This is a genomic window from Primorskyibacter aestuariivivens (assembly GCF_028023675.1).
GTDB classification, from domain to species: Bacteria; Pseudomonadota; Alphaproteobacteria; order Rhodobacterales; family Rhodobacteraceae; genus Marinovum; species Marinovum aestuariivivens.
This window is the reverse complement of sequence record NZ_JAQIOZ010000010.1, coordinates 148,297-169,170: the sequence shown is the minus strand read 5'-3', so window position 1 is coordinate 169,170 and position 20,874 is coordinate 148,297. Positions and strand designations below refer to the sequence as shown.

20 protein-coding genes are annotated in these 20,874 nt (G+C 63.1%); 7 read left to right on the top strand and 13 right to left on the bottom strand.

The window, feature by feature from the left end:
- Positions 1-296: 296 nt before the first annotated feature.
- The 7 genes from PGB28_RS12285 (at position 297) to PGB28_RS12255 (ending at position 10,021) form a co-directional block, all read left to right on the top strand.
- Positions 297-1,226: a DUF2493 domain-containing protein gene (locus PGB28_RS12285; RefSeq protein WP_271421793.1), complete on the top strand. Its 930-nt coding sequence runs from the start codon at positions 297-299 to the stop codon at positions 1,224-1,226.
- A 538-nt stretch (positions 1,227-1,764) separates the two neighbouring features.
- Complete coding sequence (locus PGB28_RS12280) at positions 1,765-1,971, top strand: hypothetical protein (protein ID WP_007120662.1); 207 nt, start codon at positions 1,765-1,767, stop codon at positions 1,969-1,971.
- 562 nt (positions 1,972-2,533) lie between these two features.
- Positions 2,534-3,127 carry a helix-turn-helix domain-containing protein gene (locus PGB28_RS12275; protein ID WP_271421792.1) on the top strand — a complete coding sequence of 198 codons (594 nt, stop codon included), beginning with the start codon at positions 2,534-2,536 and terminating at the stop codon, positions 3,125-3,127.
- Positions 3,114-5,447 (top strand): relaxase/mobilization nuclease domain-containing protein, encoded by a 2,334-nt coding sequence (locus tag PGB28_RS12270; RefSeq protein WP_271421791.1) that lies wholly within the window; start codon positions 3,114-3,116, stop codon positions 5,445-5,447. Before PGB28_RS12275 ends, PGB28_RS12270 begins: the two co-directional genes overlap by 14 nt.
- A gap of 8 nt (positions 5,448-5,455) precedes the next feature.
- Positions 5,456-7,456 (top strand): type IV secretory system conjugative DNA transfer family protein, encoded by a 2,001-nt coding sequence (locus PGB28_RS12265; RefSeq protein ID WP_271421790.1) that lies wholly within the window; start codon positions 5,456-5,458, stop codon positions 7,454-7,456.
- 246 nt (positions 7,457-7,702) lie between these two features.
- On the top strand, positions 7,703-8,725 hold the full coding sequence (locus PGB28_RS12260; protein ID WP_009807931.1) for an AraC family transcriptional regulator: 1,023 nt from the start codon (positions 7,703-7,705) through the stop codon (positions 8,723-8,725).
- 96 nt (positions 8,726-8,821) lie between these two features.
- Entirely contained in the window at positions 8,822-10,021 is a 1,200-nt protein-coding gene (locus PGB28_RS12255) for a serine hydrolase domain-containing protein (protein WP_009807932.1), read from the top strand.
- Between the two features lie 179 nt (positions 10,022-10,200).
- Here PGB28_RS12255 and PGB28_RS12250 read toward each other — a convergent pair whose 3' ends face one another.
- The 13 genes from PGB28_RS12250 to PGB28_RS12190 form a co-directional block, all read right to left on the bottom strand.
- On the bottom strand, positions 10,201-11,277 hold the full coding sequence (locus PGB28_RS12250; RefSeq protein WP_271421789.1) for a type IV secretion system protein: 1,077 nt from the start codon (positions 11,275-11,277) through the stop codon (positions 10,201-10,203).
- 12 nt (positions 11,278-11,289) lie between these two features.
- Positions 11,290-11,709: a hypothetical protein gene (locus PGB28_RS12245; protein ID WP_271421788.1), complete on the bottom strand. Its 420-nt coding sequence runs from the start codon at positions 11,707-11,709 to the stop codon at positions 11,290-11,292.
- The gene (locus PGB28_RS12240; RefSeq protein WP_271421787.1) at positions 11,706-11,900 is read right to left on the bottom strand and encodes a DUF4177 domain-containing protein; all 195 of its coding nucleotides are present in this window, start codon (positions 11,898-11,900) and stop codon (positions 11,706-11,708) included. Before PGB28_RS12240 ends, PGB28_RS12245 begins: the two co-directional genes overlap by 4 nt.
- Positions 11,897-12,883, bottom strand: coding sequence for an ATPase, T2SS/T4P/T4SS family (locus PGB28_RS12235; protein ID WP_271421786.1), 987 nt, complete (start codon positions 12,881-12,883; stop codon positions 11,897-11,899). The genes PGB28_RS12240 and PGB28_RS12235 overlap by 4 nt, the downstream gene beginning before the upstream one ends.
- Before the next feature lie 4 nt (positions 12,884-12,887).
- Positions 12,888-14,267, bottom strand: coding sequence for a TrbI/VirB10 family protein (locus tag PGB28_RS12230; RefSeq protein ID WP_271421785.1), 1,380 nt, complete (start codon positions 14,265-14,267; stop codon positions 12,888-12,890).
- Complete coding sequence (locus PGB28_RS12225) at positions 14,264-14,959, bottom strand: TrbG/VirB9 family P-type conjugative transfer protein (RefSeq protein ID WP_271421784.1); 696 nt, start codon at positions 14,957-14,959, stop codon at positions 14,264-14,266. The genes PGB28_RS12230 and PGB28_RS12225 overlap by 4 nt, the downstream gene beginning before the upstream one ends.
- A 2-nt stretch (positions 14,960-14,961) precedes the next feature.
- The gene (locus PGB28_RS12220; protein ID WP_037275527.1) at positions 14,962-15,615 is read right to left on the bottom strand and encodes a virB8 family protein; all 654 of its coding nucleotides are present in this window, start codon (positions 15,613-15,615) and stop codon (positions 14,962-14,964) included.
- A gap of 114 nt (positions 15,616-15,729) precedes the next feature.
- A complete protein-coding gene (locus PGB28_RS12215) occupies positions 15,730-16,539 on the bottom strand; it encodes a type IV secretion system protein (protein ID WP_271421783.1) in 810 nt (269 codons plus the stop codon).
- Entirely contained in the window at positions 16,539-17,693 is a 1,155-nt protein-coding gene (locus PGB28_RS12210) for a lytic transglycosylase domain-containing protein (RefSeq protein WP_271421782.1), read from the bottom strand. Before PGB28_RS12210 ends, PGB28_RS12215 begins: the two co-directional genes overlap by 1 nt.
- Positions 17,683-17,850, bottom strand: coding sequence for a hypothetical protein (locus tag PGB28_RS12205; RefSeq protein WP_169739164.1), 168 nt, complete (start codon positions 17,848-17,850; stop codon positions 17,683-17,685). The genes PGB28_RS12210 and PGB28_RS12205 overlap by 11 nt, the downstream gene beginning before the upstream one ends.
- The gene (locus PGB28_RS12200) at positions 17,847-20,222 is read right to left on the bottom strand and encodes a VirB4 family type IV secretion/conjugal transfer ATPase (RefSeq protein ID WP_271421781.1); all 2,376 of its coding nucleotides are present in this window, start codon (positions 20,220-20,222) and stop codon (positions 17,847-17,849) included. Before PGB28_RS12200 ends, PGB28_RS12205 begins: the two co-directional genes overlap by 4 nt.
- Entirely contained in the window at positions 20,212-20,490 is a 279-nt protein-coding gene (locus tag PGB28_RS12195; RefSeq protein ID WP_012187324.1) for a type IV secretion system protein VirB3, read from the bottom strand. Before PGB28_RS12195 ends, PGB28_RS12200 begins: the two co-directional genes overlap by 11 nt.
- On the bottom strand, positions 20,483-20,803 hold the full coding sequence (locus PGB28_RS12190) for a TrbC/VirB2 family protein (RefSeq protein WP_271421804.1): 321 nt from the start codon (positions 20,801-20,803) through the stop codon (positions 20,483-20,485). Before PGB28_RS12190 ends, PGB28_RS12195 begins: the two co-directional genes overlap by 8 nt.
- Between the last annotated feature and the right edge of the window lie 71 nt (positions 20,804-20,874).

Below are 20,874 nucleotides of genomic sequence, written 5' to 3'. Positions count from 1 at the left end.
CGGGCAAACCTACCGTCAAAACACACACACATGAGTGCGGAAGCATATCCTCCGGATGGCCCCCAAATCAGCCCGCGTCAAGGATCGCAAAACTTTTCGGCGAGGGCGGAGCCGGTGGCGCGGGGCGGTCCCGTGCGCAAGCGCGCGCATGTGTCGGGTGCCGCGCGCGGAAAACTTTTGCGCCCGGCAAGCCGGCGGCTGCGCCGTCCCTGACCCGGGCAGATTCGGAAACCAGGCATTCGGCCATGCCCCCACACTCACGTGGTGGCCTTGGAAACGAACACTGGAGACCAGACATGGCTTACAACACTGCAAACACCTACGAGACCATCGAGCTTTTCGGACTGACCGAGAGGGACGCGCACCTGCCGATCCCGGAGGATCACGTCCTGACCGACCGCATCATCCGCGAGAGCTTCGAGGCTTTGCTCGGGCAGCTGCGCGGGACCGGGCTTGAAGCGGAAATCGAACCGCTGGCCCATGGGCTCGCGACGATCCTCCAGCGCCGCAAGGTGGCGCTTGGCAAGGAGGTCGACCGCACCGCCGACAAGATCGGCGCGCTGGCAAAATCCCACGACGGATCGGAGATCGCCGAGACCGCGCTCGAAGAGGCGCAGGCGCGCTTTCTGCAGCTGCGCGAGATTGTCGGCGCCATCGAGGTGATGAGCGAGGCTGCGGCGGAATGCTACGAGATCGAGACCGGTCACGCCTTCATCCCGGCAGCCGGCTCGCGCGCAAGCGTCCGGGCGCAAGAGACCGGGGCGGTCTTCGAGGCGCGGCAGCTCCTGGAGCAGCACGACCGCGAGACTGCCGAGAAATCGAAAGTCGAGGGGGTGCCCCTGATCGTCTCAGGAGCCACCGACTGGACAGATGTCGATGTGATCTTCAACACGCTCGACAAGGTTCGCGAACGGATTAAGCAGAACCGCAACCAGGAGATCTTCCTCTGCCACAAGGGTGGCAAGCACGGGGCAGAGATGATTGCGGCTCGGTGGGCCCGGGCACGCGGCGTCGCACAGGCGCGCTTCGATCCGCGCTGGTCCGCGCATGGGCGGGCGGCACCGTTCAAGTGCAACGACGAAATGCTCGACGACAAGTTCGCGGCGACGGGGGTTGTCCTCTTCGGCGGCAACGGGGTCGCGCTGAACCTCGGGCAGAAGGCGGAAGCGAAAGGTCTGACGGTCATGCGGGTTGCGGACCCGGCGAAGAAGGCGCCGCAGGATTGAAGAGAGGGGGTCGCGCTTGGCGCGGCCCTTTCGTCATGTCTCATGGCGCGTGCGGTCGGTCACGCGTGATCGGCAGTCTGCGGCGGCCAGCACCATCATCCCTCTACCCGGTCCGTCAGAGTGCGGCCCATCCGCATCGGTATGGGCTCGGGATGGTGCGCACCTCACGCACATCGTCAGCGGGGCAAGACGCAAGGGGTCGAGACGTCCCACTTGAGGCTGAAAACTTGCGCGTCCCTCGGGGGTTTTTCTAAACATCGCATCCACGCGGGCGGGCTCCGTCAGCACCCCGGCCAGGCTCGACGGGACGCGGACGCGGATGGTGGCGGTTGCGTGATGGCAAGGGTCATCCGGGTCTCTCCTTTTTGCTCATAGATGTGGATCGCACGGGGTCGGCCCAATCGTGCCCTCAGCTTGCGCTTCGGCAAGCACAAATACGGCTTCCACGCCTTTGCCGCGGACCCTCCGCATTTGCGCTTGCGACCGGGCCTCTTGCCCCCGTGCCGGGTGATCCCCATCGCAACAAGGAGTAACCCAAATGACCAATCACTACGTCGCCACCGTCCCCGTCAAGTTCACCGATACCGATGGCCAGGAGCGCACCCGTTTTCAGCGCGTGGGTGCGATGTTCCGCAACACTCGCAACGGGGACGGCTCGGAGTTCTTCAGCCTCAAGCTCGACTTCCCGGTCGCGGTCTCGGAGCTGGTGATGTTCCCGCCGAGCGCGAAGGATCCCCAGGACTGAATCCTCTGACGAGGATGGGCCGCCCCAGGATGATCTTGGGGCGGCCCGATCCCTGTTTCAGGGATACCGTCACCGGCTGAGGTGATCGCCGCCAGCGACCTCACGAAGCCGCCGGTCGCTGCGCATTCAACGGACGCACTTCCCCCGGAATGATCAGGTCGCGACAGACCGGCCAGTCAGCCTCAAGGGGGCCATCCACAAAAACCGGCAGGCCTTGGCCTCCCGGTTTTTGCGGCAGAGATTTGGTGGCCCAAATCTGGCCCTCCTTGACCCTGCCTGTCCGTCCTGTCGGTGGAGTTTGCGCCCGCCCGTGGTTCCGTCCGAACACATGCGTGTTCGGCCAGACCCTCGGGCGGTGCTGGGGAAGGGGGACTCCGAAGTTGGAGGCTGTGCTGGTGGTGAGGGGGCAGGCCCGCGCCCCTACGGGCTGCGGGGGAAGCCGACACCAAGGCTGCCTGAGCCTGAATGCAACGTAAGTATATAATTGACATATAGGTATATTATCGTAAGGTGGGGGCAGCCTTGGTGGAAGGTGGCAGGAAATAGGGGGTCTTTCTTCCGCATGTCCCGAACAAAACGCCTGACAGAGATCGAGAAGATGCAGATCGTCCGCGAGGCCGCGGAGGGTGTGTCGACGTCTGAGCTGGCTGAGCGTTTCGAGGTCTCATCGCGGGCCGTGCGCTACGTTCTGAAAGCCGATGCCGAGCGTCAGATGGATGCCGCGATCCCGGTCTCGGCGGTCAGTGTGAAGGTCACGGCTGCGGAGCTTGAGGCGCTCGACGCGGTGTTGGCGAAGGCGGGGATCGAGAGCAGGGCCGAGGGGCTGCGGCGGCTCATTCAGGCCGCAGGCGGGGTGTTCGTTCCGGGCGCGCAGATGGCGGCTGAGATGGCGCACTACCGCGCCTCACTGCACGAGGTCGGCAATGGGGTCGCGCAGATCGCCAAGCAGATGACGCGGGCCAATCGAATGGGGCAAGAGGCCGTGGGCGGCACGCGTGCCGAGTTTTCTGAGCCGCGCCTTGCGCAGATGCGCGGGCTGGCGCGGTTCATCCTAGACAGTGCTGACGAGATCGACCTGCTTCTGCGCCGTCGTCGGGACGCGATGCAGCTCGAGGCCACGGCCGCGCTGAGGGAGTTTGCCCATGCGGCTGAATGATGCCGTCGACGCTGTCACGGGCGAGGTCTTCCGGGATGGCTGGAGCCGCGTCCGGGGCTCGATGCAGGGGCTGCATGTGGCCAAGCAGAAACAGCTCATGCGCGCGGCGGCTGGGCACCGTCCGGCGGTCTTCAAGGCGATCCGAGGCGGGGGCACGCATACCAAATCGCAGCTCGCAAACCAGCTCGATTACCTCACGACCAAGTCCACCCATATCGTCGACTCGAGCGGGTTTCTGGATGGCAAGGCGAAGCTCGAGGCGGGCGACATCAAGGACCTGACCGAGCGCTTTGCCAAGCGGTGGGATGCGGGCTTCAAGCCCAAGCTCGGGCAGACCACCCATATGCTCATGTCCTTCCCCATCGGCACGGGGGGCGAGGACGTGCGCGACATCGCGACGGACGTGGCCGAGCGGTTCTTCCAGACTGATGAGGGGCATTTCGACTACATCATCGCGGTGCATGAGGACCGCGATCACCCGCATGCGCATCTGGTGCTGAACCGCCGCTCGCAAGAAGGCGAGTTCTTCTTTCTGGGGCGCAACCACCGCTTCAACTACGACGATTTCCGCCTCGCCATGGTCGAGGAGGCGGAAAAGTATGGCGTGCGACTGGAAGCCACGCGGCGGGTGGATCGCGGGGTTGTGCATTACCCAGCCCGCACCAGCGAGGTCTACGCCGCGAAAGAAGAGGGTCGAGCACCCCGCGAGCGCGAACGCGTGGGGGCCGACCTGACCCGGACGCTGGCGGAGATCGCCAACACCAGAACTGTCTACCATTCGCTGGCCGCGGAGGCTTCGCGTGAAGCCCGCGAGGATATTGCCGCAGCACTCTTCCGAGCGGGCGAGGTGCTGGCGCGCGGCGGGCAGGTGGACCGAACAGGAGATGTGTATATGGCCGAGGATCAAAGCTTCGAGGATCTCAGAAGCCTCTATGCGGAAAAGCTCGCGCGGGTGCAGGGCATGATCGCCGAGAAGTCTGACGCGGAACGTCCCGTGCTGGAAAAACGTCTCATCGAGATCCAGACGCAGGTCCAGCACATGCAGCCTCTCGGTTTGCGATCATCCACGCTGTCAGAGACCCCCTCGGAGGGCGGGATCTATTCCGAAGCCAATATCGACACCAACCAGCTAGAACGTCTTGCCGAGCCAGGCCTGCGCTCACGGATCGACGCGGCCCTGCGCGGCACGGGGATCAGCACATCGGAGGTGGTGGCCCGGATCGAGACGGGCGCCTCAAATGCAGCGCTCGAGCATCAATGGATCGCCAATGATCTCACCAAAGTGGCCGAGGCGCGCGATCTGAACCTTGAACGCCGCGCCGATCTGGAACAGGCGCGCGACATTCTCAACGATGTGCATGTCGAACTTGGCACGCTGTTGGAGCGCGAGAACGTGCTGCGCCGGGATGGGGTCATGGAAGCGGAAGCGGTCAGCGAGCGGTTCCATTATCATGAGGGCGCGGTGCGGGCGATGGAAGGGACAATCCGTCAGGAGATGCGCGCAGACGGCCTGACAGCGCAGCAGATCGAGGACCGGGATTGGGAGGTTGTCTCGCGGGCGGAGCGCCGGATCGAGACGGAGCAGCGCGCGTATCTCGAGGCACACCCGGACCTGCTCGCACATCCTGGCGATGTGATCGACCGGTCTGAGCCCTATAGAGAGACCATCACCGATGCGGCCCGCGCCAGCGAGATCACCCGCGAGGTCGACCGGATCATGGCGGGACGCGACCTCCGCACACCTGTTGCGGATGCTGTCGCAGATGACTTGCGCGCGCGCTATCCGGACATGCCGTCCCACCTCGCCCGCGGGCTTGGCGCGACCTATGCGGCCGTCGTCGAGATCCGGGACACGGAGGCCATTAATCAGGTCCGCCGCGAAACCGAGATGCGCGAGGGGCTTGGGGTTGGCACGCGCGACGCACTCCTCGCAGCCCGCGGTGAAACTGCTTCGCAGTCTGACCGTGCCGACCGCCTTGCAGACGAGATTGCGCGTGTCCTGGACCATGAGCGGGCGGGGGAGTTGTCCGCGCCCTTCGAGACCGAGGCGGAGCGGGACGCCTTCCGCGACGAGATCGCACGGGTACTGGACGTTCGCCAACTCGACCGGCTCACATCTGGCGATGCCGATGCGCTGGACAAGGTTCTCGAGGACCGCCTCGACCGGCTCTATGTCGCCAAGGTCTACCTGCAATCGGATGCCGCGACGGCCAACACGGAGGCCTTGCGCCAGGTGGTCGATGATCTTGCCGACACCGAATATGAAAAACACCGCACCACAGACGTGGATGGCGAGGCCGAGCGGGGACAGGTCCATTGAGCGCCGCCATGGGAAAAGCGCGGATCGCCACGGGCGTCCTGCTGGTAACGCTGGTGACCGGGGCCATGGGCTATATCATCGCCTCGGCGGTGCTGACCTATCAGGATCTCGGGTTCGGGGCCGAGATCGACTTTGCATATATCGCGCAGAACTATCTGGCGATCCTTGATCGCCGCCCGGAGGACGCGCAACTTATTCACCTGATCATCGGCAGCTTTGCCGCCGCCGGCCTGATGCTGAGCCTCGCCCTCTCGGGGTCCGCCCTCACACGCTTTGGCCAGACCCATTGGCAGACTGCGCGCGAGATGAAGGCCAATGGGTTTTTTGGGGCACCCGGGACCGGGTTCATCCTCGGCAAACTGGGACCGCCGGGTTCCCGCGCCAATTACATTTGCTCGAAGGTCTTCCCCCATGCGCTGATCGTGGCGCCCACGGGCCGTGGCAAGACCACGGGCTTTGTCATTCCGAACCTGCTGACCTGGCAGGGCTCCGCCGTGACGCTCGATGTGAAGGGCGAGTGCTTTGAGGCCACGGCCCGGCACCGCGCAGCCCAAGGCGACAAGGTCTATCGCTTTGCCCCCACCGATTGGGAGGGCAAGCGCACGCATCGTTACAACCCGCTCCTGCGCATCCATCAACTGAAAGATCCCGCGCGCCAGCAGATGGAACTGCAGCTCCTGGCGACGCTCTTCCTGCAGAGCGACAACGACCGGGTGCAGGGCCTCCTCAAAGGCGGGATCGATCTCTTCGTGGCGGCAGGCTTGTTGGCGTTCCAGCGCAAGCGCCCCACCTTGGGCGAGATCTACCGCATCGCGGCCTCGGGTGGGAACAAGCAGAAGGAATACTTCGCGCGGGGCCACGAGGTCGACAACAGGGCCGCCAAACTGATCTTCACGCGGCTGGCCTCGACCAATAACGACACGCTGACCTCTTACGTCTCGCTCCTGATGACCTCGGGGCTCGATCAATGGCAGAACCCGGCCATCGATGAGGCGACGGCGGTGTCGGACTTCGATTTCCGGACAATCCGCAAGAAGCCCTTCTCGGTCTATCTCGTGGTCCAGCCGCTGATGGTGAAGCCGCTGGCGCCGCTGATCCGGCTCTTCTTCTCTGATCTTCTCTCGGCCATGCAGGAAAAGGACCCCGGGCCGGATGAGCCCTGGCCCGTGATGATCATGCTCGATGAGTTCAACCGTCTCGGCAAGATGCCCATCGTGGTCGAGAGCATCGAGACCTTGCGGACCTATCGTGGTCATCTGGCCGTGGTCACCCAGACCATCCCCGCCCTAGATGAAATCTATGGCGAGAACACCCGCCGCGCCCTGCAGGGCAATGCAGGCGTGAAGCTCTACCTGACGCCCTCGGATGAAAAAACCGTCGAAGAGCTCAGCAAGGCTGTCGGCAAGACCACCAAGACCGTCATCACGCGCTCCCAGTCAATCGGGAAGAACCCCTTTGAAGGGCGCAGCCAATCCACACGGACCGAAGAAAGCTCTTTGCTACCCGAAGATGAGGCGCGCCGCCTGCCGCTTGATGAAATCGTCATGGTGATCGATGCGCAAATGCCGGTCCGTGCAAAGCGGATCCAATATTTTGATGATCGGCTGTTCAAGGCGATCCATGCGGCTCAGACGGGGGAGCTGCCGTTTCCGGAGCCGGGGGGAGGGGGGCTGCAGGGGAACCTGCCGCTCAGTGTGCGCGCCATGCCGATGACGCCGCCGTCGGATGGGCCAGGGGGAACAGAAGCCGATATGGAGAGGGCGAGCCAGGCTGGCGATGGTCAACCGTCAGGCCAAGCCGACGCCGCTCCAAAGAAGACCGCGCCTGTCGTTCAAGCCGTCATCGCCGAGGAACAGCGCCAGATGGAGATGGATTTTGGCAGCAGCGTCGTGGATTCTGAAGCTGCGAGCGTAGCTGATGAGGCGCAGATGCGCTCTGCAGTCGATGGCTTGGACGAAATGGAAGCGATGCTGCGAGAGGAGGATGGTGAAAGGCTGGTTGCGCGATAGGGTGGCGGACATCGCCTGTTTGTCGGGGAGGGCGGGGAGCGGTCATTCGCTGCGGCTTGAACCAATGTCGGCATTGTAGAGCCTCACACGCCGGGGGGACAACGCGCTCGATCAGAACCTACGCCAGATCGCGACCGTGTCGGCGCGTCCCCACCAACACGTTCATTTCTTTACGACCAATGCCGGATGTCTACCTCGCCAATATCGTGTTACATTGACAATGGAATCACGAGGAGGAGCGGGGTTTTGCTGGAACATGCACTTGTTCTGGATTCGTTAGGGGCGCCGATCAGGCACCGGCAGAAAACCCATTCAGCTGATTGGGACGAAGTGGAGGACTTCTGCCGGTCGGTCTATATGCGATATCGGGTGCGGCCTTTGGATCGCTTGTCCCTGCCGGATGCGACCATGATTTCGGCGAAGGCGGGCTGTGTGACCATGACCCGGTTTGCCTACGGCACCGGCATTCACCTTGACCGTTTCGATCCTGATGCCGGAAACATCCTTGTTCTTAACACCCTGCGCGGGGCATTGGATCATCAAACCGATGGTGGCTCTATTGCAACCGCTGCCGGGGAAAGCTTTGTCGTAGATTGCTCCCGAGCCGAATATTGGCTTGAGGGTGATCCCGACCATATGCAGCTGAACCTCACGATCCCGCATCAGGCGATGGTTGATACGGCCGAGAGGTGGTTCGGTTTCGTGCCGGATGACCGCCTGTGGACGAGCCGTGTCAAGATCGGCGGCCCCAACTCAGCCTGGCCCGCGCTTCTCGATTATGCCACCCGTGCCTTAACGCGCGCGGGCGAAGTCTCATCCGACGCAGTCTTGGTGCGGCATATCGAAGAGATGCTTTGCGTCGAACTTCTGCGACAGTGGGCATCGGCCGCTGGGTTGAGCCTTGAGACCGGGGCCCGCTGTGCAGCCCCCGGTTACGTTCGCGCGGCCGAGGAGATCATGGAAGCCGAAGCGCGCGAAGCACCTTCAATCGGCGATGTGGCCAAGCGTGTCGGCGTTTCTGCAAGGACACTGTCCGGCGGATTTCAGAAGTTTCGAGGTATTTCGCCTCGGGCATTCCTCGTGGCGCGGCGGCTTGACGGCTTTCGCCGGGATCTTGAAACTTTGCCAGCCAATGTGACCGTCACCGTGATCGCCGCAGACTGGGGCTTTTCGAACTTCGGCGCTCTGGCCGGCCGGTATCGAGAAAGGTTCGGAGAAACGCCGTCGCAGACGCGTGGTCGGGTCGCACGACGCGTCCGCCCGCACTGACTTCGTTTCCGAAATCGGACAGAACATACCGGTTGCGAACAGCGCGGCCGATCAGTGTTCCGCATTCTTCTCTTCACATCTTCAAGGGAGGAACCAATGAAGGACATCAACCCAAACGATCTGAAAATCCGGTGTGACGCCGTTCTGAACGGACTGGGCACCGGTCCGTCGCGTGTGCCCGGGGTTGTCGCGATGGCAACGGACCGCAATGGCGATATCTACGCCGGCGCGGCCGGAGAGCGGCGGCTGGACGGCGACGCAATGACGGAGGACACGGTCTTCGCCATCTTCTCGACCACCAAGGCAATCGCTGGCACCACAGCCCTGCAATGTGTCGAGGAGGGTTTGTTGGACCTCGATGCGCCTGCGAAAAACTACGCCCCGGCCATCGGTGAGTTGAAGGTGATCGACGGGTTCGACGCGGACGGCACCCCCAGACTGCGCGCCCCCAAAAGTGATGTCACGACCCGCCAACTGATGCTGCACACGGCCGGTTTTGGCTATGATTTCTTTAACGAGACCTATAAGCGCCTCGCCGAAGAGCAGGGCCAGCCCTCTGTCGTCACCGGCAGCCGCGCCTGCATCGAAACCCCGCTGCTATTCGATCCGGGCACGAAGTGGGAATACGGCACGAACATCGACTGGGTCGGACAGGTCGTCGAAGGCATCCGCGGCAAACGCCTGGGCGAGGTTATGAAAGAGAGGATCTTCGACCAGCTCGGCATGCAGGATATCGCCTTTACCCGGACGCCCGACATGAAGGAGCGGACCGCGACCATCCACGCGCGGGGCGAGGATGGCGGGCTGACCCCGATGGACGACTTCGCACTACCTGATGACCCTGAGGTCCACATGGGCGGCCACGGGCTCTACGCGACTGTGCCGGAATACATGAAGTTTATCCGCATGTGGTTGAACGACGGTGCCGGTCCGAACGGGCGGGTCCTGAAACCCGAAACCGTCGAATGGGCCGTGCAGGGCGCACTTGTCCCACCGCAGAAAGTCACCATGCTGCCCGGCGTCATTCCCTCGCTTTCGAATGATGCAGAGTTCTTTCCGGGCATACCCAAGGACTGGTCCTACACCTTCATGGTCAACACCGAAGACGCGTCCACCGGGCGCCCGGCCGGCGCCATCGGCTGGGCCGGGCTGGCGAACAGCTACTATTGGATAGATCGAAAGAATGGGATCGGCGGCTACTGGGCAACGCAGATCCTGCCGTTCGCAGATGGGGTCTCCTTTCCAGGGTATATGGATTTCGAGAGCGCGGTCTACGCGGCCCTCTCGGGGCAATAACGGCATTTTCCTGCTATGCCAAAGGGCGGGGCGCATGCGCGCCCCGTCGGACTTGCCGGTTTTCACGCCTTAGATAGGTTATGAGATAAAGAAGCCATTGGACGGGTTTGGACCGAACGACTGCTAATGGGATAGACCGACCATCTGCTGCGCCTGGCACGAAGGTCGGCCGCGGGCCGTCACCGTCGCCCAAGCCGTCCCAGTCTCGCCAGCTGCGCCAGCATTTTTGACCCTGAGTCTGCGGATCCTGTGCTTCCTCCGGAACCCTTCTGCCCCATGCCTTGCCTCACGGGAATCTGCTGCACGCCAAAGAACTGCCGCGCCCTGAGGGCTGCGTATTCTGCGCCACTGGCCCCGCCGATGAGGTAGCGATTGTAGGCCTGCTGGCTTCCCATGGCGGCGCGGGCAAAGCTGTAGCCGCTGCCGAGACCTCCGGAGAGGGCGGGCATCATGATGTTGCCGGAGATCGCGCGGACGATGAAGGGCGTGGCGATAATGAAGCCCTTGGCCATGAGCACCATCATGAAGAAGGGGATGAGCGCGCCGATGTTTGAGGCCCCTTCGGGATCGCCTAGTTCACCGATGAGCGCGGAGGAAACGCCTGTGATAGTCGCGAAGACCCCTGCGACCACGATAGGGTAGATCGCGAAGGAGATAAGCGCGGATAACCAGCGCGCGAAATAATCCTTGGTGACCTCGAAGAGGGTCAGGAAAATCATCACCGGGGCGATCCCGATCAGAAGCGCGATCATCAGTCGGGAGGCCACGAGGATGAAGGCGGCCAGCCCGCCGAGGATCGAGAGCAAAAGCACCCCGACGATGTCGAGCATGGCGCCAGCCATCCAGTTCAGCTCGGACCCGGCAGCGTTCAGATAGTCGCCTAGCTCCGCGATCAGGCGGTCGAATTCTTCGGCGAAAGTTCCAGAGGGTCCCGGGCTGCCGCCGCCGACCGAGGCCACCAGCGCGCCCGCGATACTGTCGATCCCGTAGAGAATGGCAGACGAGAACGCGTTGAACTGCATCCAGTTGGTCGCGAATATCCCGATGAGCCCGATCTTGACCGCGAGCCAGAAGGCCGTGTGCCCATCCATGGCCCGGTATTGATAGATCATGTTGATGCCGACGAGAATCACCACCAGCGTTGTCCCCAAAACCAGGAGCGTGCCGACCGTTGCCGCAACCGCACCAAACTGGGTTTCGGCAGCGGTATCGAGATAGGCTTGGGAGGTTTCAACGAAATAGGTGACGACGCTCATCGGGGATCAGCCTTACCAATTGCCCGCGGCTTCGCAGATGGCCTTGGCGGCACGGCGGGCGGCGTTGGCGCGGCGGTTGTAGGCGTCCGAGGCCTGCAGCATCTCCCATCGTTCGTCACTCGCGTGGACCTCGCGAAACAACGCCTCGGCATCGTCCCAGGACGGGAACCGGATCTCGCAATCGCAGCTGCCAGTCTCGACGATGCGCTCAAGGTTTTGGGCACGGTAGATATCTTGGACCAGCACGCGCTGATAGGCTTGGCGCAGGGGGATTTCTTGCATCCAGCTGAGTTCAGTGGGGCGGTCCGGACAGACATCGAAGCGGCGCTCCAAGGTAGGGACTAGGTCGCGCTCGGCGAACGCGGGGGTGAACGTCAGGCTGAGGCCGAGGGCGAGCGCAGCCAGGATGAGGCGAAACCGCGTCACTCTCATGCCGTGACTCCAGCGGGTGTGGTTTCGCGCTTCAGGAAAACGGTGTGCCCGATATTGGCGAATTCCGAGGAGCTGATCGACACCACCTCCCAGCCTTCTGCACCTTTGGCATTCAGGCTGGCCTGCATGTCGGAGAGGCTGGTCTTACGGGTCATGGGAAAGGACAGGATGTCATATTCAAAGGTCTTCATGGGGAAGTTCCAATCTCGGTTGCGCCGGGGAGGTAGAATTCCGTGATGCCGCGTTTGCCGTCATGCCGGCCGGCCTGGATGATCACGTCGATGGAGTTCTCGATGTACTGGATCATGTCGGCATAGGTCATCGGGATCTCGGTCTTGAGCGCGGCGATCGCGAGCCGCTGGACGGCCAATTGCGGGGTTTCGGCATGGAGGGTTGTCATGGATCCGCCGTGGCCGGTGTTGATGGCTTCCAGAAAGGTCATGGCCTCCTTGCCGCGCACCTCGCCGAGGATGATCCGGTCGGGGCGCATCCGCAGCGTGGCGGTGAGCAGCACATCGGCGGTCTGGAACTCCGCATCCCGGTTGGCGATGAGGGTCACGGCATTTGGCTGGGTCGGCAGAAGCTCGGCGGCTTCTTCGATGGTGACGATGCGTTCCTCGGCCGGTACGTGAGAGAGGATCTTGCGCGCGGCGACGGTCTTGCCGGTGGAGGTGCCACCCGAGACGATCATGTTGAGTTTGTTCTCGACGCAGAAGGCCAGCGCATCATCGATCAAACCCGCGGCCACCACTGCGCGCAAGGCACTTTTCTTTTCCACGCGCAGGTCTTCGAGCTTTCGCTCCTTTCCGTAGAGAAAATCGAGCGCAATGCCCTCGAGTGGCAGGCTTGAGAAGAACCGCAGGCTGATCGACATGGCCGAGAGCACTGCGGGCGGGGTGATGACCTGTGCGCGGATCGGGCGCCCCTTATAGGTGATCGAGACCGAGACGATGGGGCGGTCCTTGCTCATCGTGGTATTGGCCGAGGAGGCGATCTGGTTGCCGAGGTCCCTGACCTGAACGCCCGTCAGCCTCTGGTCCAGCGGGCGCATGAAGTGATCGCCCTGGAATTCGCCCCAGCAGGTCCCGTCGGGGTTAATGCAGATCTCGATGACATCGTCGCGGGCGGCGGCGTCGATCCGGTCGAGCGAGGTTTCGAGATAGCTCAGCGACATGGGCTCAGAATATCTCCAGATCGCGGTCGACCATGACCGTGACGCGGGCGCCCTGGTCGACATAGATGACGGGGCCGATGGAGAGGTAATCACCGATGACGCTGTCCGTGGCATCTGCCAGATCATCGCCAACGTCTTCGAGAAGGTCGGCGGCAGTCTCATCCTGGACCTCGGAAGCGGCGGCACTTGGCGCGGCCGAGATCAGCGAGATCAGGGCGGCCGACCCGAAACGCTCGGCAAAACGCGTGTCTATGAGGCCGGTGACGCCAGAACGGCCCAGTTCATCACCTCCGAAGGAGCTGATCTGGACGGTTTGGCCCGCGGGCAGGATGATCCGGTCCCAGGCGATCGTGACGCGGCGCTGCGCGATATCGACGCCAGCGCGGTAGCGCCCGACGAGACGGGATCCGCGGGGGATCAAGAGGCGCGCGCCATCGACGCTGTAGACATCCTCGGACACCACGGCGCGGGTCTGGCCGGGGAGGGAGCTGTCGAGGGCTGTTTCCATGACGGCCTGGATCATGGTGCCCTGTAGAATCGTGTTGGAGGGATTGGCGATCACCTCGGCCTGCGTCACCGTCGAGGGCAGCGCCCCGTTCAGCACGAAATCCGTCACCTCGCCAAAGGTGCGCTCGGTCAGCGCCGTCTCATTTGCACCGGATGTGCCGCCAAAGGCGATGGTGGGCGAGGTAATGCGGCGCTCCTGGAAGGCGCGTTCCTCGGCCGCGCGGCGCTCGAGTTCCGCGAGACGTCTTGCTTCCTCCTCGCGCCGCAGCCGCTCTTCTTCCCGCGCCCGCAACTCGTCCTCGGTGGGCCCAATGGGTGCGGGCAGCGGTCGGTTGGCCTCGAGCTGCGCGAGTTCGAGGTCCATGCGGAGTTGCTCCAGTTCGCGATCGCGCGCTGTGAGCTCATCGCGAAACTGTTGCTGCGCGGATTCTGACGCCGCTTGCAGCGCCGCGATCTGGGCGGTCAGTGCATCAATGGCTTCCGCGGCAGCCGTGTCTTCCTCGACGACGGGTTCGGGCGCGTTGCGCAATTCCTCGATCTGAGCCTGCAGCGCGGTGATCTGCGCCAGAAGCTCTGCGTTGGGCTCGACTGGATCCGGTCCGACAAACACAACCTCGGGCTCGGGCGGGGGCAAGGTCTCGATAGCGCCGAACCCGTCGCCCTCGTTTTGAAACACATCCGGTGTGGCCGTGGGCAGGGTTTCCTCTTCCTCGGGCTGTGAGAGGAGATAGAGCAGCGCCCCGCCGGCGCCGATCACGAGGACGACGACCAGTGCGAGCAGCGGTGAGCGCCGTGGGGCAGGGGGCAAACCTGCGCCCTTGCCTTGTTCGAGGGCAGCGAGGCGTTTTTCGAGGTCTGCGTTTCCGGTGTCGCTCATGACCCCACCCCCGCAGGCGGCGTCGCCTCGATACAGACCACCTCGTCACCGATCCGCAGGACCCACTGCCTGTTCACCCCAGAGACCCGGATCACGCCATCTTCGGTGGCCTGCGTGTTGACCGTCCGCTCGCGGCCATTCGCGTAACGGAAGATCGCGGGCACCGGCGCGTTCCGCGGAAACGCGAAATACGTGAACGTCCCGTCATCCCAGATGCGCGTTGGCGTGAACTCGGTCCGCGCGCTGGCGCCGTAATTGTAGTTTGGCGCTTGGGCGGCGATGGCCCGGGTCGGGCGCGCATCGTCCTCCGGATAGCGGAACTGCACCACGTAGAAGGTTGGGCTGCGGACCTCCTGGACGTTGAAGTAATAGCTCCGGCGGTTCGTATAGACTGTCACATTGGTATGCACCCCGCGCGCCACAGGCTTGATCGCGAAGGCCTGACCGCCCGGGACGCCGTCGATCTCGAAGCCCTCGGTGTCGCCCGCGATGATCGAGCGGATGCTTTCGCCCTCGCCGAACTCGATGGTGGTCACATGGGTGAGCGACACGCTGAGACGGTAGACCTGACCCTCCTGGTAGGTGGCCAAGCGCACCCGGCTGTCGTTGGGACCGCCACGCGGGATGGCTTCGGCAGAGGCGAGGCCGGGCAACAGGGCAATGACAAAAATAAGCGATCTTATAAACAACAACGTCAGTTCTCCAATCTGTCGGAGCGGATGGAATATTCGAGGACGGTGAAGCCGAATGGATTGGTCCAGACCTCATCGATGGAGCGGCGGGTCTCCGGGCGGAACTCGAAGAGAAGCGTCGCAGTGAAGAGGCCGGTCTGGGTGCCGTTGATGGAGGTCAGACGCTTGCGCAGGCGGACCGTCGCGCGGTTGGTTCCGATCCGGTTGATGCTGAGGATTTCCACGTCGAGCCGGGCATTGGGGCCATAGACGGTCGGCGGATAGTTCTCATTTGCGCTGTTCCAGATCTGGCGCAACCCGCTCTCGGCCGCCCCGTCCGAGCGGCGCAGGACGCTGCGGATGCGCAGATCGTTGTCGAGCTGGTTATAGACCTCCCGGTCGGTCACATAGCGGAACACCTCCGCCTCGATGATCGCCTGGTTGGCGGTCACCGAGGAGGCGCCCACCGAGGCTTCGGGGAGTGCAAAGCCGGTGGCGGGATCATAGGGGACAACGACGGGGGGCGGGTCGACATCGAGGATCGAGACAGCCGCGGCACTCAGACAGCCGATGATACCGAAGACAAGGCCCATCAGGCCAAGGCGTTGCCAGAGCCGTTCGCGGCGCAGGGCACCGTAGACCAGTTCTTCCTCGATGATTTCTTGTTCAGTCGCCACGCGTCATGCCTCCGCCCGGCGTTTCGAAATGAGTTGAATCGGTTCTTCGCTGCCTCTCGCTGCGCTCGAACGCGAAAACCGATATTTGTTTTTGGGGATCAATTTCGAAACGCCTTAATCAGCCCGCAGGTCCGGCAAGGTGAAATCCATGAAGCGCTGCTCTTCGGCGATGGTGGCGGCATCGATCACGCCGCCGGTGCCATCGCCCACGGTCTGGATGGCTTCGAGTTGCCACATGGCGACCAGCGCAATGGCGAGCTCCGCGGTCACGCGCGTGTTGAGATCGATGCTTTCCTTTAGTTCGTCCATGTCGTCAATGAGTCCGACAAGGCGGTCGACCCGCTCGAGCGATTGGCCGGCATCCTCATAGCTGTTCTGGGCCGCCGCCGAGACAAGGGCACCGGTGGTGGCCTGCGTCGCCACGCGGTTGGCCCCGGGATTGCCGCTCGTGGCCATTTCCGAGAGGGTGTCATCGTCAAATCCGAGATCGGCCAGCACCCGATCCATCTGGGTTTCGATTTCGCCTGCGCCGGAGCCCGAGAGGCCCGAGAAATCCCCAGTCTTGATCGCCTCAATCGTGGCGAGGATGTCCCCGAACTCTTGGTCGAGCAGACCGTTCAACTCGTCTTCCATTTCCGTCCGGATGATTTCTGGAAGCTCGGCGAGGCGGGTGAGGGCCTCGTAGGTTCTTTGCAGCTCCGCGAGTTGGTCCGTGAGTGTGGCAAGCTGTTCGCGGAGCTGCGTCAGCTGCTCGTTCTGCAGGATCTCGTCTTCGATCATCTGCCGCAGTTGCTGGATGTTTTGCGCGATGTTCTGGGTGTCGACCACGGGTACGCCCTGCGCTGCGGCAGGGGAGAGGGTGCCGAGATGCAGACCGATCCCAAGCGTCGTGGCCAAGGCCGTTCTCAGAAACATCCGTCCCATCATTCAATCTCCCTCATCGTAAAATCCATGAACGCGCCTTCGGCCATGCGGGCGCTGGCCTGGGCCAGCTCTTCGGCAGAAAGGACGCGGGTGCGTGCCGCCTGAAGCCGGATGCGTGCAGCGACGAGGCGCAGGAGTTCGGCGCGGGCATAGGTGTTGAGTGCGACGCTCTCCTGCACGTCCTCGGTTTCGGAAATCCGCTCGACGATGTCCGCAATACGCAAGGCGGCCTGCCTAATCGCCGCTGGGGAATTGTTGCCATAGAAGGCCGCGCCGTGCCCGGTGATTGAGAGGTTGGCATTGGCCAGAAGCGCCGGATCGATCGTGCCAAGCGCATCGATCCCGCCGATACGGCTTAGATAGAGATTGTAGCGTTCAGGGATGACCGACACGTAGTGCTGGGTCTCGCGGAAGGGTGGCACGCCGCCATACTCGAAAACCCGGCCGGGTCCGGCGTTATAGGCCGCGAGGGCGTTGATGATATTGCCATCGAATGTGTTGAGCTGGGTCGCGAGATAGCGCGCGCCGCCATGCACCTGAAGGTAGGGGCTGTCGTAATATTCCGGGTTGATGCCCAGATCGCTGGCCGTGCCCGGCATGATCTGGGTGAGACCATAGGCGCCGACGGGAGACCGTGCCCCAATCGTAAACCGGCTCTCCTGCCAGATCAGCGCTTGCAGCAGCGCGCGCCATTGGACGGGGGAAAGACCCGCGCGGCCAACACCCGCAAAGCCACTGGTTTCCTGGGCGACGCGGATGATGAGCTGCTCGATGGTCTCAGACGCGTCCCCGAACATCTGCGCCCCGCCGGGATTGGGGTCGATCTCGCCCGTGCCATAGACGGCTTCCACCGAGCGGTTGGGATCGCCGCTGCCGCTTTCCAGCCCCGAGACCATAGCCGGCAATCCCTGACCGCCGAAGCTGGTCTGGGCATCAAGGATGCGTTGCAGGGTTTCCAGCTGCTCCCGTTCGATCTCGGCAATCAGTTCGCGCACGGCAAGCTTGTCCGACTGAACGGCCAAGTCAGCCTCGCGATCGCCGGTCTCGACGATGTCACGCGCGGTCAGCCCACTGTCATTGGTCGGCACGCCTTGGGCGAAGCCGAGACCGGGCAGCAAGCAAAATGCGAGGATATGAGGCAGGCTAGACTTCAATGTCGCCCTCCGGGGTGCCAAGGGGCGTGAAGTGGCAATCAGGCGCGACGGGTGCCGTGGACGCAAGGAATGTGAAGCAGTTCGCCTGCGGCTCCCGGTACTGGGTGCAGGAGGCCAGCGCGCCGAGCGCAGCCAAAGCGACAAGAATACGGATCATGAAAGCCTCCAGAAGTCCGGGCGGTCGCGGTAATCGGCGCCGACGAGCGCCTCGCCTTTCTCCATGCCGCCAAGGATGGTGAGATTGGGCCCAAGGGCGCTCAGATCGGCATCGACGACGATCGAGCCCTGATCGTCACGGATCAGTGCGAGGCGGCTGTTGCTGCCCGTGTTGAGAAGGACGTCGAGTTCCTTCTCCGTGAGATTCAGCATGGCGTAGTCCGCAGGCTGCGCGCGGATATTGGGCAGCAGGATCTGCGTCGGCACCGCCTCGACGATGGTCTTGCCGGTCCGGGTGCGCTCAAGCTGGCTGGCGTATTGCGTCATCATCACCGCGACGGTGTTCTGCTTGCGCGCGGTCACCAGCCAGTTCGACAGCCGTTCGGCGAAATATGCGTTGTCGAGCGCCTTCCAGGCCTCGTCGATTACGATGATGGTGGGGCGGCGGTCCTCGATCTCGCGCTCGACCCGGCGGAAAAGATAGGACAGGACCGCCATCCGTTCCTTGTCGGCCTCGCTGTCGAGAATGCCGGTCAGATCGAAGCCCACGACATCGCCTTTGAGTGAAAAAGTGTCCTCAAGGCTCTGCCCGAAGATCCAGCCATAGCGGCCGTCTTCGGTCCATTCGAGCAGGCGCTGGTGCAGATCGCCGCCATCATCGGTGGACACAAAAAGCGACGCGAAATCCCGCCAGTTCCGCAGGGCCGGATTGGTGGCCTGCGCATTCTGGCGCACGACCTCCTGGATGCGGTTTGTTTGCGCGGGCGTCAGCGGCTTGTCGGCGCGGTAGAGCAGCGTTGTGAGCCAATCCGAGAGCCAGGCGGTGCCGCGCGCATCGGTCTCGGTCCAGAGCGGATTGAGACCCGTGGGCTGGCCGGCGTTCAGGGAGGCGTAGCGCCCGCCATTAGCCCGGACCGCCATCTCCATACCGAGACGGTAATCGAAGACGAAGATCCGGGCACCTGCGCGACGGGCTTGCGTCATCAGAAAGGCGGACAGCACCGATTTGCCCGACCCGGGCCGACCCATGATCAGGGTATGCCCGCTGGTCGGTTCTTTGTCCGGGCTGCCCTGCTCGTGGTAGGAAAACCGGTAGGCGCTCTGCTCCGGCGTGGGCAAATAAGTGACGACCCGGCCCCATGGGGTTTTCGCGGCGGGTTTGCCGAGCTGTGTCCGGTGAAAGGCCGCAAAATCCGCGAAGTTGCGATTGGTGACGGCGCTCGCGCGGACACGCTTGGGCTGGTTGCCGGGGTGCTGGCTCAGGTAATGCGCCTTTGCGGCGACCCGCTCGCCGATCATTTTCACGCCCTCGGTCGCGGCGGCGTTCACGATCTCCGCGCTGAGGGTCTGCAGCTCTTCGAGCGTTTCGCAGAAGAGCGTCACGACCATATGGTGTTCGCCGAAGCTTTGGCGCTTGGCCTCGAGATCATCGGCGGCGATGTCGAGGGCTTCCAGGAGCGAAAGGGCTGCGTCCTGGCTGGCCTGCATCTGCCGCTTCTGCCGCTTGATGCGGCCTGCCATTAGGTTCGAATTGATCGGCGTGAAGGAATGCGTGACGATCATGTCGACCGGCAGGTTCAGCATGTCGAACATGGTGCAGGAGGTGCCTTCCGAGTATTCCCCGATGGTGAAACTCTTGCCGTAGCGGTGGCCCACGACGCCCTCGGAAAGCTCGAAATGGTCGCCGTGAAAGGTCACGCGGGTATTGGCGACGTTGAAGGACAGAAAGCCGTAGGTGTTGGCCGGGTAGAGCGGCAGCTCTTGCCCCGTGTTCAGTGCGCCCAGAAACCCCACCAATTCCCCCGATGCGGCGGAGAGAAGCCGCGGCTTGAGCTCGGTGAGGCCCGAGAGGAAGACATTCACGGCCTCACCGAGGCGCTGCAGGCGTTTGCGGGTCTCCTCCTTCAGTCGGTCCGGCGCGCTGCGGCTCAGGAACGGCAGGAGGCTTTTCGGGGGCGGGCGGTGAATGACGGTGAGCGTCAGTGTTTTGTCGCGCAGCCCGCTGGTCTCGAGTTTCGCGCGCCAGCGCCGGTCGACCTCGCCTGCGAAGCTGTCCTCACGGATGGGGTCGAGATCAGGTTTGATGGCCTTGGAGACCTTGTGAACGTAATAGCTGAATTCCGGCCCAAGCTGTGCGACGATGCGGGCAAAAAGCGCCGTCAATTTGTCGAGATAGGCATCGTCGGTCGTGTAGCTGTTGATCCCCTCGAGCCGGATGCACCGGAAGAGTTCGTTCACCCGGGTCCGCACGGTCTGGTCGTCAACGAGGCTCACATAGGGCAGCATATGCGCGAGGCGGGTCTCGCGCGCATACCAGTCTGGCGTCATTGTGCGGGCATCGAGCGCCGCATCACGTGCTTCATCACGGTGCATAGCTGTCCCCGCCATGAATGCTGCGGTTTCGCGTGGGTGGCGTTTCCTGCAGCGCCGTCATCATCACGTCGATGAAACGCGGGTCCCAATCCGCGGCCTTCCACAGCACCGGATAGAGAAGGGCGGCCACGCCCAGCACCGCGATGTGCTGGACCCAGACGAACAAGAGCACCGAACCGAAGAGCCAGACCATCGCATACATGATGGGCAGGCCCAGAAGCTTCGGCGGGCGCACGAGGCCGAGAAAGAGAGGCGCGCGCTCAGCCACCGGCAAAGACCGCGGCAACGATGGTGGGGGCGGCGGCAACACCAGCGATGCCCACGAGGACCCAGAGCGCCTGGCGCAGATCGATGATGTTGAAAAACCAGCTGAGAAAGACCCCCAGAACGGCAAGCGTCGCGATGACAACGCCAAGTGGGCCGGTCAGCGCATCGACGATGCCCTGTAACAGGCTCTGGATCGGGGAGAGATCAATGCTCTGTGCAAGGGCGGGCTCGGCAATCAGCAGGAAGAGCGCCAGCGAGGCGACAAAGAGGTTTGAAAACCAACTTGTTTGGAAAAAGCGGTATCGCCAATGCACTGTCGCGCTGCGCGCTCTCGTGACATTGCCGATAAGTGTTTTGAGGAATGATTTCCAAAAAGGTTGGGACA

Excerpts from the sequence above, each read along its gene's own strand:
- PGB28_RS12285 (WP_271421793.1), top strand. The coding sequence starts at position 297 with ATGGCTTACAACACTGCAAACACCTACGAGACCATCGAGCTTTTCGGA.
- PGB28_RS12280 (WP_007120662.1), top strand. The coding sequence starts at position 1,765 with ATGACCAATCACTACGTCGCCACCGTCCCCGTCAAGTTCACCGATACC.
- PGB28_RS12275 (WP_271421792.1), top strand. The coding sequence starts at position 2,534 with ATGTCCCGAACAAAACGCCTGACAGAGATCGAGAAGATGCAGATCGTC.
- PGB28_RS12270 (WP_271421791.1), top strand. The coding sequence starts at position 3,114 with ATGCGGCTGAATGATGCCGTCGACGCTGTCACGGGCGAGGTCTTCCGG.
- PGB28_RS12265 (WP_271421790.1), top strand. The coding sequence starts at position 5,456 with ATGGGAAAAGCGCGGATCGCCACGGGCGTCCTGCTGGTAACGCTGGTG.
- PGB28_RS12255 (WP_009807932.1), top strand. The coding sequence starts at position 8,822 with ATGAAGGACATCAACCCAAACGATCTGAAAATCCGGTGTGACGCCGTT.
- PGB28_RS12250 (WP_271421789.1), bottom strand. The coding sequence starts at position 11,277 with ATGAGCGTCGTCACCTATTTCGTTGAAACCTCCCAAGCCTATCTCGAT.
- PGB28_RS12245 (WP_271421788.1), bottom strand. The coding sequence starts at position 11,709 with ATGAGAGTGACGCGGTTTCGCCTCATCCTGGCTGCGCTCGCCCTCGGC.
- PGB28_RS12240 (WP_271421787.1), bottom strand. The coding sequence starts at position 11,900 with ATGAAGACCTTTGAATATGACATCCTGTCCTTTCCCATGACCCGTAAG.
- PGB28_RS12235 (WP_271421786.1), bottom strand. The coding sequence starts at position 12,883 with ATGTCGCTGAGCTATCTCGAAACCTCGCTCGACCGGATCGACGCCGCC.
- PGB28_RS12230 (WP_271421785.1), bottom strand. The coding sequence starts at position 14,267 with ATGAGCGACACCGGAAACGCAGACCTCGAAAAACGCCTCGCTGCCCTC.
- PGB28_RS12215 (WP_271421783.1), bottom strand. The coding sequence starts at position 16,539 with ATGGGACGGATGTTTCTGAGAACGGCCTTGGCCACGACGCTTGGGATC.
- PGB28_RS12205 (WP_169739164.1), bottom strand. The coding sequence starts at position 17,850 with ATGATCCGTATTCTTGTCGCTTTGGCTGCGCTCGGCGCGCTGGCCTCC.
- PGB28_RS12200 (WP_271421781.1), bottom strand. The coding sequence starts at position 20,222 with ATGCACCGTGATGAAGCACGTGATGCGGCGCTCGATGCCCGCACAATG.